Raw genomic sequence first — 16,135 nt, forward strand, 5'->3', positions numbered from 1 at the left:
CTTAAGCGGCATCATGTGGCCTGACGGGGGGCTGGGGGACCTTTGAAGCAGTAAATCACCTACTTCTCAGGGCATGCAAGCCGAACTTGAACTACCCACCTCCCAGCCGCGGCCGACGGCCCTCCCGCCTCCCGTACGGGGCGTGGAATCGTTTTTCTACGACAATAAGATTGTCCGCGACTTTGGCGTGGCCACCGTCATCTGGGGCATTATCGGGATGCTGGTGGGGGTCATTGTGGCCTTCGAGCTGGCCCGGCCCGAGCTGAACGTGACGCGCTACACTACGTTTGGGCGCCTGCGGCCGCTGCACACCAATGCCGTCATTTTTGCCTTTGTGGGCAACGGCATTTTCACGGGCGTGTACTATTCACTGCAGCGGCTGTGCAAGGCCCGGATGTTCTCCGACGTACTTAGCAAAATACACTTTTGGGGCTGGCAGCTCATCATTGTGTCGGCGGTGATTTCGCTGCCTTTAGGCTACACCACCAGCAAGGAATACGCCGAGCTGGAATGGCCGATTGATATCGCCATTACCCTGGTTTGGGTGGTGTTTGGCTGGAATATGTTCGGCACCATTGCCCGGCGGCGCGAGCGGCACTTGTACGTGGCCATCTGGTTTTACATCGCCACGTTTATCACGGTGGCGGTGCTGCACATCGTGAACTCGATGGCGCTGCCGGTGAGCTTTATGAAAAGCTACTCCATGTATGCCGGCGTGCAGGACGCGCTGGTGCAGTGGTGGTACGGCCACAACGCGGTGGCGTTTTTCCTCACCACGCCCTACCTGGGCATGATGTACTACTTCCTGCCCAAGGCGGCCGAGCGGCCGGTGTACTCTTACCGGCTCAGTATCATTCACTTCTGGGCGCTGATTTTCATCTACATCTGGGCCGGGCCGCACCATTTGCTCTACACCGCGCTGCCCGACTGGGCCCAGAGCCTGGGCGTGGCCTTCAGCATCATGCTGATTGCGCCGAGCTGGGGCGGCATGATAAACGGCCTGCTGACGCTGCGCGGCGCCTGGGACCGGGTGCGCACCGAGCCGGTGCTCAAGTTTTTTGTGGTGGCCATCACGGCCTACGGCATGGCCACTTTTGAGGGGCCCATGCTCGCGCTCAAGAACGTGAACGCCATTGCGCACTTCACCGACTGGATTGTGGCCCACGTGCACGTGGGGGCCCTGGGCTGGAACGGCTTCCTCACCTTCGGGATGCTCTACTGGCTGTGGCCGCGCCTCTACCGCACGCCGCTTTTCTCCAAGAAGCTGGCTAACACGCACTTCTGGCTGGGCACGCTGGGTATTTTGTTCTACGCGCTGCCGCTCTACTGGGCCGGTTTCACGCAGGGGCTGATGTGGAAGCAGTTCAACGCCGAGGGCATGCTGCAATACCCCAACTTCCTGGAAACGGTGCTACAAATCGTGCCGATGTACTATTTGCGCGGCATGGGCGGGGTGCTGTACCTGAGCGGCGTGTTCCTGATGATGTACAATTTGTACCAGACGGCCAAAGCTGGCACGCTGCTGGCCAACGAGCCCGCCCATGCTCCCGCGCTGCTGCCCGCCGCCGAGGACCCGCACGCCACCGGTGGCCACTGGCACCGCTGGATTGAGCGCCGCCCGTTTCAGCTGGCCGTGGGCGCCACGGTGGCCATTGCCATCGGCGGGGCCGTGGAAATGATACCTACCTTCCTGGTGAAGAGCAACGTGCCCACCATTGCGGCGGTGCACCCCTACCGGCCGCTGGAATTGCAGGGCCGCGACCTCTACATCAAGGAGGGCTGCTCGAACTGCCACACCCAGATGGTGCGCCCCTTCCGCTCCGAAACCGAGCGCTACGGCGAGTACTCCAAGGCGGGCGAGTTCGTGTACGACCGGCCTTTCCTGTGGGGCAGCAAGCGCACCGGGCCCGACCTGCACCGCGTGGGGGCCAAATACCCCAACTCGTGGCACTACAACCACATGATGGACCCCACCAGCATGTCGCCGGGCTCCATTATGCCGCCCTACCCGTGGCTATTTGATAATCAACTGGATAACAGTACGCTGCCCGCCAAAATCCGGGTGTTGCAAAAGCTGGGTACGCCCTACCCCGCCGGTTTCGACCGCCTGGCCGTGGCCGACGCCGAAACCCAGGCCCGCGGCGTGGCCGCCGCCCTCAAAACGGAGGACATCGACGTGAAATCGGACCGCGAAATCGTGGCCCTCATCGCCTACCTCCAGCGCCTGGGCACCGACATCAAGGTGAAGCCCGCGCAGGTGGCGGCCACGGCGGCGGCGCAGTAAAAAGGCCGCTACCTATCCTTAACTCACTCATTATCATGGAAAAGAATGTTTTGCAATCCATCGCGGGCATCACGGTTTACCCGCTCATCTCCTTCGGTATTTTCTTCCTCTTTTTCGCGGCCCTGCTGGTGTACGTGCTGGTGGCCAACAAACAGCACCTACATACCATGAGCCAGTTGCCGCTGGCTAGCGACGACGAAGAAACGCTCAAAACCACCCTTAACCACGACATTTTATGCTAACCCTCCGCTCTTGCTCGTTGACTTTTCTGGGCCTGCTAACCGGCTTTGTGGCCGTCGCCCAAACGCCCAATACTGGCCCTACGCCCACTACGCTCCTGAGCTGGTTGGTGTGGTTTCTGGCCGGTTTGGTGCTACTGATGGCCGTCATGACCGCTGGTTCGGTGACGTCGGCCGCCCAGCGTCGCTACGAGGCCCTGCTAGCGGAACCGGCCGCATCTGCAGCTGTCCTGGCAGCGGTGGCACCGCTGGAAATTGCTGCGGCCCAGGCCGTCACGGCTACGGCTGCTCCGCAAGTAGTCCTCCTCGAAGAGGCTGTTTACGCATGATACGGCCCAGGCAAGCACTACTGGCGGCCGGCGCGGTGCTGCTGGCCATCCACCCGGTCCTGGCCCAAACGGCGGCAACCAGTACCCCCGCGGCGGCCGACTCGACTTATGCGCTGGTCTGGTTCCTCCTAAGCACGCTGGTACTGATGGGGATGGTGTTTCTGGTGTTGTTCGTGGCGCTAATCAGCTGGATGAAGCCACAATTGCGCCAGCTCTACAACCTGCCCACGGTGCACGATACCTGGAGCGGGCAGGTGCTGGGCCTGCTGGTGGGCGATGCCCGGCTGGTGCAGGGCGACGTGCGCGACGAGGTGCTCGACCACGACTACGACGGCATCCGCGAGTTCGACAACGACCTGCCGCCGTGGTGGAAGTGGGGTTTTGCCTTCACTGTGGTATTCGCCATCAGCTACGTAACGTATTACCACGTAATGCGCAAAGGCCTTTTACAAGGGGCCGAGTACGCCGCCGAAATGCGCCAGGCCGCGCTCTTCGTACCCGTGGGTGGCGACGACCCTAACCAGGTGACCACCTACGCGGCCCTCACGGCCCCGGCCGACCTGAGCAGCGGTAAATCCATCTTCGCCACCAACTGCGCGCCCTGCCACGGGGCCAACGCCGAGGGCAAAGTGGGCCCCAACCTCACGGATGAGTTCTGGCTGCACGGCGGCGGCGTGAACAACCTCTACAAAACCATCAAGTTCGGCATCAACGGCAAGGGCATGGTGGCCTGGAAAGGCAAGCTCTCGGGCAAGCAAATGCTGCAAGTGGCCTCCTACACCCTGAGCCTGCAAGGCTCGAAACCCGCCAACCCCAAAGCGCCGCAAGGCGAGAAAGAAGCCGCCGGCAAGCCGGTGGCCAAGCTGTAGCTGCGCCGCGCCGGTTCGCCGGCGCGAGCCGGCCGACCGGTTTTCGTTGCGGGCGGTAGGAAGGCAACTGCGCAAGCTTAACAACCTCAGCAACAACAACCGGTCGGCCGGCTTGCGCCGGCGGACCGGGACAACGACCACCGGAGCGGATAACGATTCCTTTTACCCTAACTATGCCCACTACCCAATTCAAGCCCGACGCATCATACCGCGACACCATTCCAACGGTGGATGCGGCGGGCGAGCGGGTGTGGCTCTACCCGAAGCAGCCCGGCGGCCGGCTTTATAATTATCGCAAATGGCTGAGCTACGGATTTTTGGCGGTGCTGTTTGCGGGGCCCTGGCTGCGCATCCACGGGCTGCCGGTGCTGCTGCTGAACCTGCCGGCGCGGCGGTTTATCATCTTCGGCCAGATTTTCTGGCCCCAGGATTTCTTCGTGCTGCTGCTGGCCACGCTCACGTTTCTGGTGTTCATCATCCTGTTCACGGTCGTGTACGGGCGCGTGTTTTGCGGCTGGGTGTGCCCGCAAACCATCTTTTTGGAGATGGTATTCCGGCGCATCGAGTACTGGCTGGAAGGCGACGCACCCCAGCAAAAAGCCCTCGATAAGCGCGCGCTGGACTGGGACAAGCTCTGGCGCAAAACTACCAAGCACGCGCTGTTCGCGGGGGTTTCCTTCCTGATTGCCAATACGTTCCTGGCCTACATCATCGGCACCGAGGCCCTGCTTCGCATCATCACCGACGCACCCACGGCCCACCTGGAGGGCCTGGCGGCGATGGTGCTATTCACGGGCGTGTTCTACGCCGTGTTTGCGCGGTTTCGCGAGCAGGTGTGCACCATTGTGTGCCCCTACGGCCGCTTGCAGGGCGTGCTGCTCGACCAGGACAGCCTGGTGGTAGCCTATGATTACCAGCGCGGCGAGCCGCGCGAAAAGCGCCGCAAAAACGAAGTCCGCACCGCAGGCGACTGCATCGACTGCCACCAGTGCGTGCAGGTGTGCCCCACCGGCATCGACATCCGCGACGGCGCCACCCAGCTCGAATGCACCAACTGCACGGCCTGCATCGACGCCTGCAACAGCATCATGGACCTGGTGCAGTTGCCCCAGGGCCTCATCCGCCACGCCTCCGTCAGTGGCATTGCCACGGGCACCAAGTTTCGGCTCACGGGCCGCGTAAAAGCCCTTTCGGGCGTGCTGGGCGTGCTGTTGGTGGTGCTCGTGGGCCTGCTGGCCTCGCGGGCCAACGTGGCGGCTACGGTGCTGCGCACGCCGGGCCAGCTGTTTCAGAAAACCGACCACGGCACCATCACCAACCTCTACAACATCTCGCTGCTCAACAAAACCAACCAGCCCTACCCCCTCACCCTGCGGGTGCTGGAGCCCGTCGGCGGCCACATTGCGCTGGTCGGTACCGATGGGCTGCTGCTACCCGCCCAGGGCATCACGGAGGGCGTCTTTTTTGCCGAGCTGCCCCGCTCGGCCCTGCACACCACCAACCAGAAAATCCGCATTGGCGTCTTCAGCAAGGGCCAGTTGATTACGGAAACTGCTACCAAATTCCTCGGGCCCAGTCAATAGCGCCGTCCCGGTCCGCCGGCGCGAGCCGGCCGACCGGTTATCGTTGAACGAGCCGGGTAGGGCGAGTTTTCCTACCCCCTCTTACGACTGCAATGACAACCGGTCGGCCGGCTCGCGCCGGCGGACCGGGGCAACGACTCCCTACCCCCTGCATACGATTGCAACGATAACCAGTCGGCCGGCTAGTGCTGGCGGACCGGAACATCATTTTTCTACCTCATGTCTACGCAACGCAACCTGTGGCCCTACGCCATCATTGCCACGTTCGTGCTGTTTGCCAGCTACATCGGCTTCATGGTGCAGCAGGCCCTGCGCACCGACGTGGAGCTGGTGAGCCCCGATTACTACAAGCAGGAGCTGGCCTACCAGCAGCGCATGGAATCGGTGGCGCGCACGGCCGCCCTGCCCGCCCCGGTGCAGATACGCTACGAGGCCGCCGCCCAGCACCTGACGCTGGAGCTGCCGGCCGCCCTGGCCGGCCCCGGCATGCGGGGGCAGGTGCACTTCTTCCGCCCTTCCGACCAAAAGCTGGATTTCACGCTGCCCTTTGTACCCACCGGCCAGCCGGCCCGGCAGCTGCTCAGCACGGCCCGGCTGCGGCCCGGCCACTGGCGGCTGCGGCTGGATTTCACGGCCGGCGGGCAGGTGTATTTTATTGAGGAAGAGCTTACTATCTAATTAATAATGCGCGGAGGTTAGCTCTGCCAGACCTAGCGCCGTCCAACGATTGCCCAACGATAACCGGTCGGCCGGCTTGCGCCGGCGGACCGGCGCTGGCCCACCCGCTAACCCATCTATTCAACGACAACCGGTCGGCCGGCTTGCGCCGGCGGACCGGCACATACTCCTTCTTTTATGCTGTGGGCTGGTTTCTTATTTGGGCTGTTGGGTAGCTTCCACTGCGTGGGGATGTGCGGGGCCATTGCGCTGGCGCTGCCGGGCACGGGTGGGCCGCGCTATGTAGCTGGGCGCGTGCTCTATAACTTGGGCCGCGTGAGCACCTACGCGCTGCTGGGCGCGGCGGCGGGGGCGCTAGGCCAGGGCCTGCGGCTGGCAGGCTGGCAGCAGGGATTATCGCTGCTCTCGGGCGGGCTGATTGTGCTGCTCGTCGCCACGCCCGAGCGCTGGCTGGGCCGCGTGGCGGGCGGGCTGGGGCTGGCCGCCGGGCTGGGCCGAGTGAAAACGCAGCTGGCCTACTACTACCAGCGGCCGGGGCTGGGGGCCCTCTACACCACCGGCTTGCTCAACGGGCTGCTGCCCTGCGGCCTCGTGTACCTGGCCTTGGCCGGGGCCCTGAGCGCGCCGGACATTGGGGGGGCGGCGGCCTACATGGGCCTGTTTGGGCTGGGCACGCTGCCGCTGATGCTGGCCTTGTCACTGAGCGGGCAGCTGGTGCCGCTGGCCTGGCGGCAGCGCCTGCGCCGGGCCGTACCCGTGACGGCGCTGGCGCTGGCGGGGCTGTTCCTTTTGCGCGGACTCGGGCTGGGCATTCCCTACGTCAGCCCGGTACTGGGGGCGGGCCTGGGGGCCACTTCGGGAAAGGCTACGCGCCAGCCGGCTACGGTGCACTACTGCCACTGAGGGCCGGCCCGGTCGGCCGGCGCGAGCCGGCCGACCGGTTATCATTGAACGAGGGTCGGGCGATTTCTTTGCGCAAAATTCTTATAATCAATAAGTTATAACACAATGAAGTTCGAGCAGTGCCAGGCTTAACAACGACAACCGGTCGGCCGGCTCGCGCCGGCGGACCGGCAACCAGCCTCCTTACAAAAATCAACACCCTACTGATTACCAATATCTTTTCAAAAGCTCTTTCCACCATGACCCCGGCCCTGCAAACCATTCTCGTCCCCATTAACTTCACCCCCGCCTCGGAAGATGCGCTGGTGTATGCCAACAAGCTTGCCGTGCGCCTGCCCGCCGAAATCGTGCTGGTGCACGCCGGCACCGGCCTGGCCCTACCCCCCCCCGAGCGCGCCGCGCTGCTGCGCCGCCTCGAGGCCCTGGCCGAGCGCCTGCGCTACCAGCAGCTCACGCGCCAGAGCGGTCGCCGCATCAATTACCTCTGCCACGTGGCCGCCGAGCCACTGGCCGACTGCCTGCAAGTGCTGGTGACCGGCTACTGCGCCGACCTCGTGGTGACGGGCCTGGCCCTGCTCGACTGCGCCGCCGCCAGTGCCACCGGCGCGCCGCTGCTGCTGCTGCCCGAGCGCGTGAGCTGCCCGGTGCTGGTAGTGCCGCCCGGCCACCCCGAACTACCCGGCCGCTTGGTAGTGGCCGGCGATTTTGCCCGCCTCGGCGGCGCGCAGCTCGCGCCCCTGGCCGCCCTGGCCCGCACGGCCCAGGCGCACTTCGACCTGGTACAGTTTTACGCGCCTACCAGCGCGGGCCTCGCGCCCCTCAAAAAGGCTTTATTGGCTGCGCGTACCCACCTGCCCGGCGCCACTACCCACCTGCTGCCCGACGACGATGCCCTGGAGGGCCTCAGCGAATTCTGTGCCCACCAGGGGGCGCAGCTGCTGGTGCTGGGCACGGCCGACGGCTGCCTGGTGCGGCGCTTTTTCAACCCCCACTACCGCCAAACCAACGCCTACCACCTCGGTATTCCGGTGCTGCTGCTGCCCACCAGCACGCTGCCCACGGCGGCCTGCTGCGCCAGCTGCAGCCTGCGCCAGGCCGCCGAAGCCCGGCTCATGGCACAACCCTCCATGCTAACATTATAACTACCAATGACTAGCGAGCCCACCCTGGCAACTACTGCCGCCCGTGCCACCGTCGAAGCTTGGATGCGGGAATTTCAAAACTGGCTGTGCCAGCAGCTGGAGCGGGCCGACGGGGCCGCTACTTTTCAGGAGGACCAGTGGGCGCACGCGGGCGGCGGGGGCGGGCGCACGCGCGTCATTCTGGGTGGGGCGGTGCTGGAAAAAGGCGGCGTGAATTTTTCGGCCGTGCGGGGCGAGCTGGGCGCGGCCGCCGCCCGCCAGCTGCTGCTGCCCGATGCCCGCTACTTTGCCACCGGCGTGAGCGTGGTGCAGCACCCGCGCAGCCCCCACGTGCCCATTTCGCACATGAACGTGCGCTACTTCGAGGCCGGCAACGGCGAAGCCTGGTTTGGCGGCGGCCTCGATTTGACCCCCGTGTACGTGGACGAAACCCAGGCGCGCTGGTTTCACGCGCAGGTGCGCGCCGCCTGCGACCGCCACGACCCGACTTACTACCCCCGCTTCAAGCAGTGGGCCGACGAGTACTTCTACCTGCCCCACCGCCAGGAAACGCGCGGCGTGGGCGGCATTTTCTTTGACCGGCTGACGGTGGGCGTCGATGGCTCGTTTGATGAGCTGTTTGCCTTCGTGCAGGACGTGGGCGAGGTCTACGGCCGCACTTACACCGCCCTGATGCGCCAAAACCGCACCCGCTCCTACACCGCCGCCGAGCAGGAGTGGCAGGCCGTGCGCCGCGGCCGCTACGCCGAGTTCAACCTGGCCCTCGACCGCGGCACCAAGTTTGGCCTCGAAACCGGCGGCCGCACCGAGTCCATCCTCATGAGCCTGCCACCGCACGCCGCCTGGGCCTATAACCTGACACCCGCCCCCGGCTCGCCGGAGGCCGCCACCCAAGCCTGGCTACGCCAGGGCGTAGCATGGGTTAGCTGCGGGTCCGGTCCGTCGGCACTGGTTGGCGAACCAATGGTCGTTGAAGCAAACAAGGACATTATGGGCCTTAGCTAAACACTTGGTCTGGCAGCCCAAAAACGGCCCGCTGGCGAACGGTTATGAGGGGGCGTCTGCCTGGCGAGGCGTGTCAAGGCTTCGTACGAATCGCAGATGAGGGCCAGCAAGAAGTGCCTTTCTGACGTCAACCAGGGCCTCGAACTGTCCGGCTTAGCTCGACCTATTTCTTGCCGGATGCAGTGCTCACGGACGGGGTAGGCGCCTGGCCGTTCAACCAGTCCAGGGCTTACGCAATGACAAACGTCTTTTGCGTAAGCCCTGGACCGGTTGAGCGGCCAGGCGCCGACTCATGCGCTAGTGAGTTTGGCGCTTGCTATCCGCCTCTTTCTAATGAGGCTTGGGCAGTGGTTCCTTTTCTGGCATCTGCCCACCATCTACCGCAGTTAAATGGCCAGCAGCTGGTGCGCGGGCTCGGCCACCAGCGGCGCCCCGGCCATAATTTCGGCATTAGCCGCCGCCACATACTTCTCAAAATTCGCCACAAACTTGGTTGCTAAAGTAGTAGCGGCCTGGTCGTAGGCCGCCTTATCGGCCCAGGTGCGGCGCGGGTCGAGCAGCTCGGTGGGCACGCCGGGCACGGCGGCGGGCACCTGCACCCCAAACACCGGGTGCGGCCGAAACTTCACCGCGTCGAGCTGGCCGGTGAGGGCCGCCGTAATGAGGGTGCGGGTGTGGCTCAGCCGCATCCGCGAGCCGACGCCGTAGCCCCCACCCGTCCAGCCGGTGTTCACGAGCCACACGTTTACGGGGTGCTCGTCCATTTTCTGGCCCAGCATTTCGGCGTAGCGCGTGGGGTGCAGGGGTAGGAACACGGCGCCGAAGCAAGCCGAAAAAGTGGCTTGTGGCTCCGTAATACCCATTTCGGTGCCCGCCACCTTGGCCGTGTAGCCGCTCAGGAAGTGGTACATGGCGTGGCTCTTGTCGAGCCGGCTCAGGGGGGGTAGCACGCCCGTGGCATCGGCCGTGAGAAAGAAAATGTGGGTGGGCACCGGCCCCACGCTCGGCACCGCGATGTTGGGAATAAAATCGATGGGGTAGGCCGTGCGCGTGTTTTCGGTCACCGACTTATTGGCGTAGTTCACGGTGTGGGTGCCGGGCACAAAGCGCGTGTTTTCGACGATGCTGCCGAAACGGATAGCCTGCCAGATTTCGGGCTCCTTGTCGGCCGCCAGGTCGATAACCTTGGCGTAGCAGCCGCCCTCAAAGTTGAAAATGCCGCCCTGGCCGGGCAGCCAGCCGTGCTCGTCGTCGCCCACCAGGTGGCGGTTGGGGTCGGTCGAAAGCGTAGTTTTGCCCGTGCCCGAGAGGCCAAAAAATACCGCCGCGTCGCCCCGCGCCCCAATATTGGCCGAGCAGTGCATGGGCAGCGTGTCCTGGGTGTGCGGCAGCAGGAAGTTGAGCACTCCAAAAATGCCCTTCTTCATCTCGCCCGCGTAGGCCGTGCCACCAATCAGAATCAGCTTTTTAGTGAAGTTGAGGATGGCGAAATTCGCCTGCCGGGTGCCGTCCACGGCCGGGTCGGCTTCGAAGCCGGGCGCGCAGATAATGCTGAAATCGGCGGCCCAGCTGGTGTCGGCCGTCGCCGTTGGCCGCAGGAAAAGATTGTAGCAGAAGAGATTGTGCCAGGCTAGCTCCGTCACAACGCGCAGCTTGAGCTGCGCGGCCGGGTGGGCCCCGGCGTAGGCTTCGCGCACGTACAGCTCCTTGTCTTCGAGGTAAGCCACCATTTTGTGGTGCAGCTCGTCAAACTTGGCCGGCTCAAACGGGATGTTGATGTCGCCCCACCACACGCTGTCCTCCGTGATGGCGTCGCGCACGATAAACCGGTCCTTGGGCGAGCGGCCGGTAAACTTGCCGGTGTCGCACATCAGCGCCCCGGTGTCGGTTAGCACGCCCTCTTCGCGGCACAGGGCGGCCTCCACCAGCTCGGCCGGCGGCAGGTTGAGGTGGGCGCGGGTGGCGCGCGCGAAGCCCAGGGGCCGCAGGCGGTTCAGCGCATTGGGGGGGGTAGGAGCAGTCATAGCAGGAAGGAAATGTTAACTGATAAAACATAAAATCCTGCCAATCAGGCAGGTGAATGTGCATTGCTGCCTGTAGCGCGCGGCGGGGTGCACACTAGCAACCCCACCGCGCGGCTTTTCAGAACTGCGCTTCCTCCGTGCTGCCCACCAGGGCTGCCGTGCTGGCCTTGCCGGCCGACACCACTTGCTGCACGGCGTCGAAGTAGCCAGTGCCCACGAAGGTTTGGTGCTTCACGGCCTGGTAGCCATCCTTTTGCAGCGCAAACTCGCGCTCCTGCAATTCGGAGTAGCCGGCCATGCCGCGCTTGCGGTAGGCCTGGGCCAGCTCAAACATGCTGGTGTTGAGGGCGTGGAAGCCGGCCAGCGTGATAAACTGAAACTTGTAGCCCAGCGCGGCCAGCTCCTCGCGGAAGGTTTCCATTTGCTCGACGCTCAGCTTGGCGGCCCAGTTGAAGGAAGGCGAGCAGTTGTAAGCCAGCAGCTTACCCGGAAACTGCGCGTGCATAGCCTCCGCAAACCGGCGGGCGTGGCCCAGGTCGGGGTCCGAGGTTTCCATCCAAATCAGGTCGGCATATGGCGCGTAGGCCAGGCCCCGCGCAATGGCAGCCTCTACCCCGCACCGGATGCGGTAAAAGCCCTCCGGCGTACGGTCGGCCTCTTGCCGCACAAACGGCTGGTCGCGCTCGTCTACATCGGCCGTGAGCAGGTCGGCCGCATCGGCATCCGTCCGAGCTACAATCAACGTGGGCACGCCCAGTACATCGGCCGCCAGGCGGGCCGCAACCAGCTTATTGATAGCTTCTTGGGTAGGTACCAGTACTTTGCCGCCCAGGTGTCCGCACTTTTTGGCTGAGGACAGCTGGTCCTCAAAGTGCACCCCGGCCGCGCCGGCCTCAATCATCATTTTCATCAGCTCAAACGCGTTGAGGTTACCCCCAAAACCCGCCTCCGCATCGGCCACAATGGGGGCCAGGTAATGCACATCGTTCTTGCCGGCAAGGTGCTGAATCTGGTCGGCCCGCATGAGGGCGTTGTTGATGCGCCGCACCACGGCCGGCACGCTGTCAACGGGGTAGAGGCTCTGGTCGGGGTACATCTGGCCGGCGTTGTTGGCGTCGGCCGCTACCTGCCAGCCACTCAGGTAGATGGCTTGCAGGCCAGCCTGTATTTCCTGCACCGCCTGGTTGCCGGTGAGGGCCCCCAGGCCCGCTACGTATTCCTCGCTGTGCAGCAAGCTCCAGAGGCGCTCGGCTCCTTGCCGGGCCAACGAATGCTCGATGTGCACCGAGCCTTGCAGCTTCACCACGTCTTCGGCCGAGTAGGGCCGCTCGATGCCCGCCCAGCGGGGGTTCGTGGCCCAGTTCAGGGCAATGTCGGTTATGCGTTGCGAATTGGTAGCCATGATGTTACGGGTGAATGAAAGGGTTTGAAAAAAGACAAGGGGGTAGGCTCCGGTCCGTCGGCGCAAGCCGACCGACCGGTTGACTCTGTTAAGTCCACCAGAAAATCTAGGGGGGGGGTAGGGCAGACCAGGGCCGGCTGGTCAAACGACTCAACGACAACCGGTCGGCCGGCTCGCGCCGGCGGACCGGGACGGCGGCTTTAGGCCAGCTCGTCGTAGGCCGGCACGGTCAGGAACTCGATAAACTGTTCGCTCAGCACCAGCCGGTTAAAAATGCGGGCGGCTTCCGTAAAGTGGCCATTTTCAAAGGCTTCACTGCCTACCAGCGCCTCAATTTTGGCCAGCTGGCCGGGCAGTAGCGACTTATATAGTTCCGTGGTCACGTGCCGGCCATCGGCCAGGAGCGTGCCGGGCGTGTGCAGCCACTGCCACACCTGGGCCCGGGAGATTTCGGCGGTGGCCGCGTCCTCCATTAGGTTATAAATCGGCACGCAGCCGTTGCCGCCCAGCCACGAGGCCAGGTACTGAATGGCCACGTCGATATTTAGCTTCAGCCCCGCCTCCGTGATGTGGCCCTGCGGGGCGCGCACCAGGTCGGCGGCGGTCACGTGCACGTCGAGGCGCTCGTTGTCGATTTGGTTGGCGCCGGGCATCAGCTCATTGAAGACGGCCATCGCTACCGGCACCAGGCCGGGGTGGGCTACCCAGGTGCCATCGTGGCCATTGGTGGCCTCGCGCACCTTGTCGAGCCGTACCTTCTCCAGGGCGATTTCATTGGCGGCCGGGTCGTTTTTGATGGGAATCTGGGCCGCCATGCCGCCCATGGCGTGCACGCCCCGGCGGTGGCAGGTCTGGATGACCAGCTGCGAATACGCGGCCATAAAGGGCACCGTCATCGTCACTTCGGAGCGGTCGGGGAGGCGAAACTCGGGGTTCAGCCCCAGGCGCTTGATGTAGCTGAAAATATAGTCCCAGCGCCCGCAGTTGAGGCCGGCGCTGTGCCGGCGCAGCTCCCAGAGTATCTCGTGCAGCTCGAAGGCGGCGGGCAGCGTTTCTATCAGCACCGTCGCCTTGATAGTGCCTTTAGGCTGGGAAACAGCCTGTTGGGCAAAGGTGAACACGTCGTTCCAGAGGCGGGCTTCGAGGTGGCTTTCCAGCTTGGGCAGGTAGAAGTACGGCCCCGTGCCGCGCTGTACCAACTCGTGGGCATTGTGAAAATAATACAGGCCAAAGTCAAGTATTGAGGCGCTGATAGGCTCGCCATCGACCAGAATGTGCTTTTCGGTGAGGTGCCAGCCGCGGGGCCGCACCATGAGCACGGCCGTTTCGTCGTTGAGCTTGTACTCCTTGGTGGGGGTAGTGAGGCTGATGGTGCGGCGCACGGCATCGCGCAGGTTGCGCTGGCCCTCGATAACGTTGGACCAGGTCGGCGAGTTGGAGTCCTCCAAATCGGCCATAAAGACCTTCGCCCCCGAGTTCAACGCATTGATAATCATCTTCCGCTCCACGGGCCCTGTTATCTCCACGCGGCGGTCGAGCAGGTCGGCGGGCAGCGGGGCCACGGTCCAGTCCCGCTCGCGCAGCTGCTGGGTGGCGGGCAAAAAAGCGGGCAGCTGGCCGGCCATCAGCTCCACCTGCCGTGCCGCGCGGCGAGCCAGTAAGTCGCGCCGGGTAGGGTCGAACTGCCGGTGCAGCTCGGCCACAAAATTCAGCGCGGCGAAGGTTAGAATCTCCGCAAACTCGGTGCGAAACTCCCCCGTGACCCGTACCCGCTCTGGGGTGCGGTAGGCCAGCGTGGCAACTGGTGCATTGGCGGTAAGTGGCATATAGAGAGGAAGTAAGGGTGAAAAAAAACTGGTAACTTCAGTTGGGAGCGGGCCACCCTGCTGAAGCTGGTAGCACTGAGACAAACATACGGTAGCGAATTTTAATAATTAGCGAATATTCGCTAAATAAGTAGAATTAGCTAAAAATCAGTAACTTTGTCAAACCCAAAATGGTCGTTTGCCGGGCGCAGACGCTGTTTTGGCACCTCGTGAAAAAAATGCAAAAAATATGGGTAAGTGCCTGGCTAGTGGTAGCCAGGGCTGCCAGGCTGCGCTGGTCATCTTCTTCCTTCCTTCCCTATGCTAAATCACGGCCAGGTCGTTCGTCTCATTTTTGGGTTAAAGCTGCGCGAGCTGCGCCAGGAGCGTGGCCTATCGCCCGCCGAGCTGGCAGAGGCCTGCGACCTGAGCGTGAGCTACCTCAATGAAATTGAGAAGGGTAAGAAATACCCGAAAGCCAACAAGATTCTGAGCTTGAGCAAGCACCTGGGAGTACGCTACGACCAGCTGATATCTACGGTGTTGCCGCGCCGCTTGGAGCCCATTGCCGACCTGCTCAGCTCGAAGGTGATGCAGGATTTTCCGCTGGCGATGTACGGCCTGGAACCGGTGCGGCTGTTCGAACTGATTGCCAATGCGCCGGCCAAAATCAACGCCTTTATCAGCACGCTCTTCGAGATAGCGCGCAACTATGAGCTGCGGCAGGAGCATTTCTACCTGGCGGCGCTGCGCTCGTACCAGGAGATGCACGACAACTACTTCGAGGACCTGGAGCAGGATGTGCAGGCCTTCGTGGCCAGCCACCGGCAGGTGCCTACCCCCCCATTTGACCTGGATGCCCTCGAAGCTATTCTGACCCAGGACTACGGCTACACCCTCGACCGGACCACGCTGGCCGGCAACTCGGTGGCGGTGGCCGGGCGGCTGCGCTCAGTATTTCAGCCCAGAACCAAGACCCTGCTGCTGCTGCCGGGCCTGAGCCAGGGCCAGCAGGCATTTGTGCTGGGCCGGGAGATTGGCTTCAACTACCTGCGGCTGAAAGAGCGCCACTATGCCAGCCCCAACCCGCTGGAGGTACGCTCGTTTGAAGAGGTGCTGAATAATTTTCGGGCCTCGTACTTCGCCAGTGCCTTGCTGATGGAGGAGGATAGCCTGGTGCGCGACCTGCGCCAGGTATTTGCCGCCAGGCAGTGGCAGCCGGCCGCGCTGCTGGCGCTACTCACGCGCTACGACGTGAGCCCCGAAATGCTGCTTCAGCGCTTTACCACGCTCCTACCCAAGCACTTTGGGCTGAATAGCTTGTTTTTTCTGCGCTTCGACCAGCCTCAGGCCGACGCGCCTTATAAGCTGACCAAAGAGCTGCACCTCTCGCGCCTGCACAACCCGCACGGCAACGAGCTGCGCGAGCACTATTGCCGCCGCTGGGTGAGCCTGCGCCTGCTGGCCGACGGCCGCGCCTTGCCACCTAAGGGCGGCGCCCCGCACCTGCTGATTAGTGCGCAGCGCTCACAATACCTGGGCACCGACGACGAGTACCTGTGCCTGACGCTGGCGCGCGTGGGGGCGGCTACCGAGCCCGCCATGAGCGTGACCGTGGGCCTGCGCTGCGACGACAACCTGCGCCAGCAGCTCGCTTTTCTTACTGACCCTGCCCTGCCGGTAAAAGTGGTAAATGAAACCTGTGAGCGCTGCCCGCTAGCCGATTGTGAGGTGCGCGCCGCGCCGCCTACTCAGGTGCAGCAAACTGCCGAGCGGGCCAGCTTCGAAACGGCCGTAGCGGCCCTGGTGCAGGGGTAAAGAGGCGGGCAAAGCGGTTGTTTTTAAGGGTCGCACGGGAGGTGGACCATACAC

General features: G+C 63.5%; 13 protein-coding genes. 10 read left to right on the forward strand and 3 right to left on the reverse strand.

Going from position 1 to position 16,135, the window contains the following annotated elements; all coding sequences use genetic code 11:
- The first annotated feature begins 73 nt into the window (after window positions 1-73).
- From ccoN to hemF, 9 genes are all read left to right on the forward strand, one after another.
- Window positions 74-2,284, forward strand: a complete 2,211-nt coding sequence (gene ccoN, locus E4631_RS09850) for a cytochrome-c oxidase, cbb3-type subunit I (RefSeq protein WP_133659032.1) — start codon at window positions 74-76, stop codon at window positions 2,282-2,284.
- A 35-nt stretch (window positions 2,285-2,319) separates the two neighbouring features.
- The gene (locus tag E4631_RS09855; RefSeq protein ID WP_133659031.1) at window positions 2,320-2,526 is read left to right on the forward strand and encodes a hypothetical protein; all 207 of its coding nucleotides are present in this window, start codon (window positions 2,320-2,322) and stop codon (window positions 2,524-2,526) included.
- Window positions 2,520-2,852: a hypothetical protein gene (locus tag E4631_RS09860; RefSeq protein WP_133659030.1), complete on the forward strand. Its 333-nt coding sequence runs from the start codon at window positions 2,520-2,522 to the stop codon at window positions 2,850-2,852. The genes E4631_RS09855 and E4631_RS09860 overlap by 7 nt, the downstream gene beginning before the upstream one ends.
- Complete coding sequence (locus tag E4631_RS09865; RefSeq protein WP_133659029.1) at window positions 2,849-3,721, forward strand: cbb3-type cytochrome c oxidase N-terminal domain-containing protein; 873 nt, start codon at window positions 2,849-2,851, stop codon at window positions 3,719-3,721. The genes E4631_RS09860 and E4631_RS09865 overlap by 4 nt, the downstream gene beginning before the upstream one ends.
- Before the next feature lie 173 nt (window positions 3,722-3,894).
- The gene (gene ccoG, locus E4631_RS09870) at window positions 3,895-5,304 is read left to right on the forward strand and encodes a cytochrome c oxidase accessory protein CcoG (RefSeq protein WP_133659028.1); all 1,410 of its coding nucleotides are present in this window, start codon (window positions 3,895-3,897) and stop codon (window positions 5,302-5,304) included.
- Between the two features lie 219 nt (window positions 5,305-5,523).
- The gene (locus E4631_RS09875) at window positions 5,524-5,982 is read left to right on the forward strand and encodes a FixH family protein (RefSeq protein WP_133659027.1); all 459 of its coding nucleotides are present in this window, start codon (window positions 5,524-5,526) and stop codon (window positions 5,980-5,982) included.
- Window positions 5,983-6,159: 177 nt separating this feature from the next.
- The gene (locus tag E4631_RS09880) at window positions 6,160-6,885 is read left to right on the forward strand and encodes a sulfite exporter TauE/SafE family protein (RefSeq protein ID WP_133659026.1); all 726 of its coding nucleotides are present in this window, start codon (window positions 6,160-6,162) and stop codon (window positions 6,883-6,885) included.
- A 239-nt stretch (window positions 6,886-7,124) separates the two neighbouring features.
- Window positions 7,125-8,027, forward strand: a complete 903-nt coding sequence (locus E4631_RS09885) for a universal stress protein (protein ID WP_133659025.1) — start codon at window positions 7,125-7,127, stop codon at window positions 8,025-8,027.
- Window positions 8,028-8,033: 6 nt separating this feature from the next.
- Window positions 8,034-9,032 (forward strand): oxygen-dependent coproporphyrinogen oxidase, encoded by a 999-nt coding sequence (hemF, locus tag E4631_RS09890; protein WP_133659024.1) that lies wholly within the window; start codon window positions 8,034-8,036, stop codon window positions 9,030-9,032.
- 386 nt (window positions 9,033-9,418) lie between these two features.
- Here hemF and pckA read toward each other — a convergent pair whose 3' ends face one another.
- The 3 genes from pckA to aceB form a co-directional block, all read right to left on the reverse strand.
- A complete protein-coding gene (pckA, locus tag E4631_RS09895) occupies window positions 9,419-11,056 on the reverse strand; it encodes a phosphoenolpyruvate carboxykinase (ATP) (RefSeq protein WP_133659023.1) in 1,638 nt (545 codons plus the stop codon).
- 118 nt (window positions 11,057-11,174) lie between these two features.
- Window positions 11,175-12,458: an isocitrate lyase gene (aceA, locus tag E4631_RS09900; protein ID WP_133659022.1), complete on the reverse strand. Its 1,284-nt coding sequence runs from the start codon at window positions 12,456-12,458 to the stop codon at window positions 11,175-11,177.
- 200 nt (window positions 12,459-12,658) lie between these two features.
- Window positions 12,659-14,284 carry a malate synthase A gene (gene aceB / locus E4631_RS09905; protein ID WP_133659021.1) on the reverse strand — a complete coding sequence of 542 codons (1,626 nt, stop codon included), beginning with the start codon at window positions 14,282-14,284 and terminating at the stop codon, window positions 12,659-12,661.
- Between the two features lie 300 nt (window positions 14,285-14,584).
- Here aceB and E4631_RS09910 point away from each other — a divergent pair, with 300 nt between their 5' ends.
- The gene (locus E4631_RS09910; RefSeq protein ID WP_133659020.1) at window positions 14,585-16,081 is read left to right on the forward strand and encodes a helix-turn-helix domain-containing protein; all 1,497 of its coding nucleotides are present in this window, start codon (window positions 14,585-14,587) and stop codon (window positions 16,079-16,081) included.
- Window positions 16,082-16,135: the final 54 nt, after the last annotated feature.

It is taken from the genome of Hymenobacter sp. UV11 (assembly GCF_004684095.1).
Taxonomy (GTDB): domain Bacteria; phylum Bacteroidota; class Bacteroidia; order Cytophagales; family Hymenobacteraceae; genus Hymenobacter.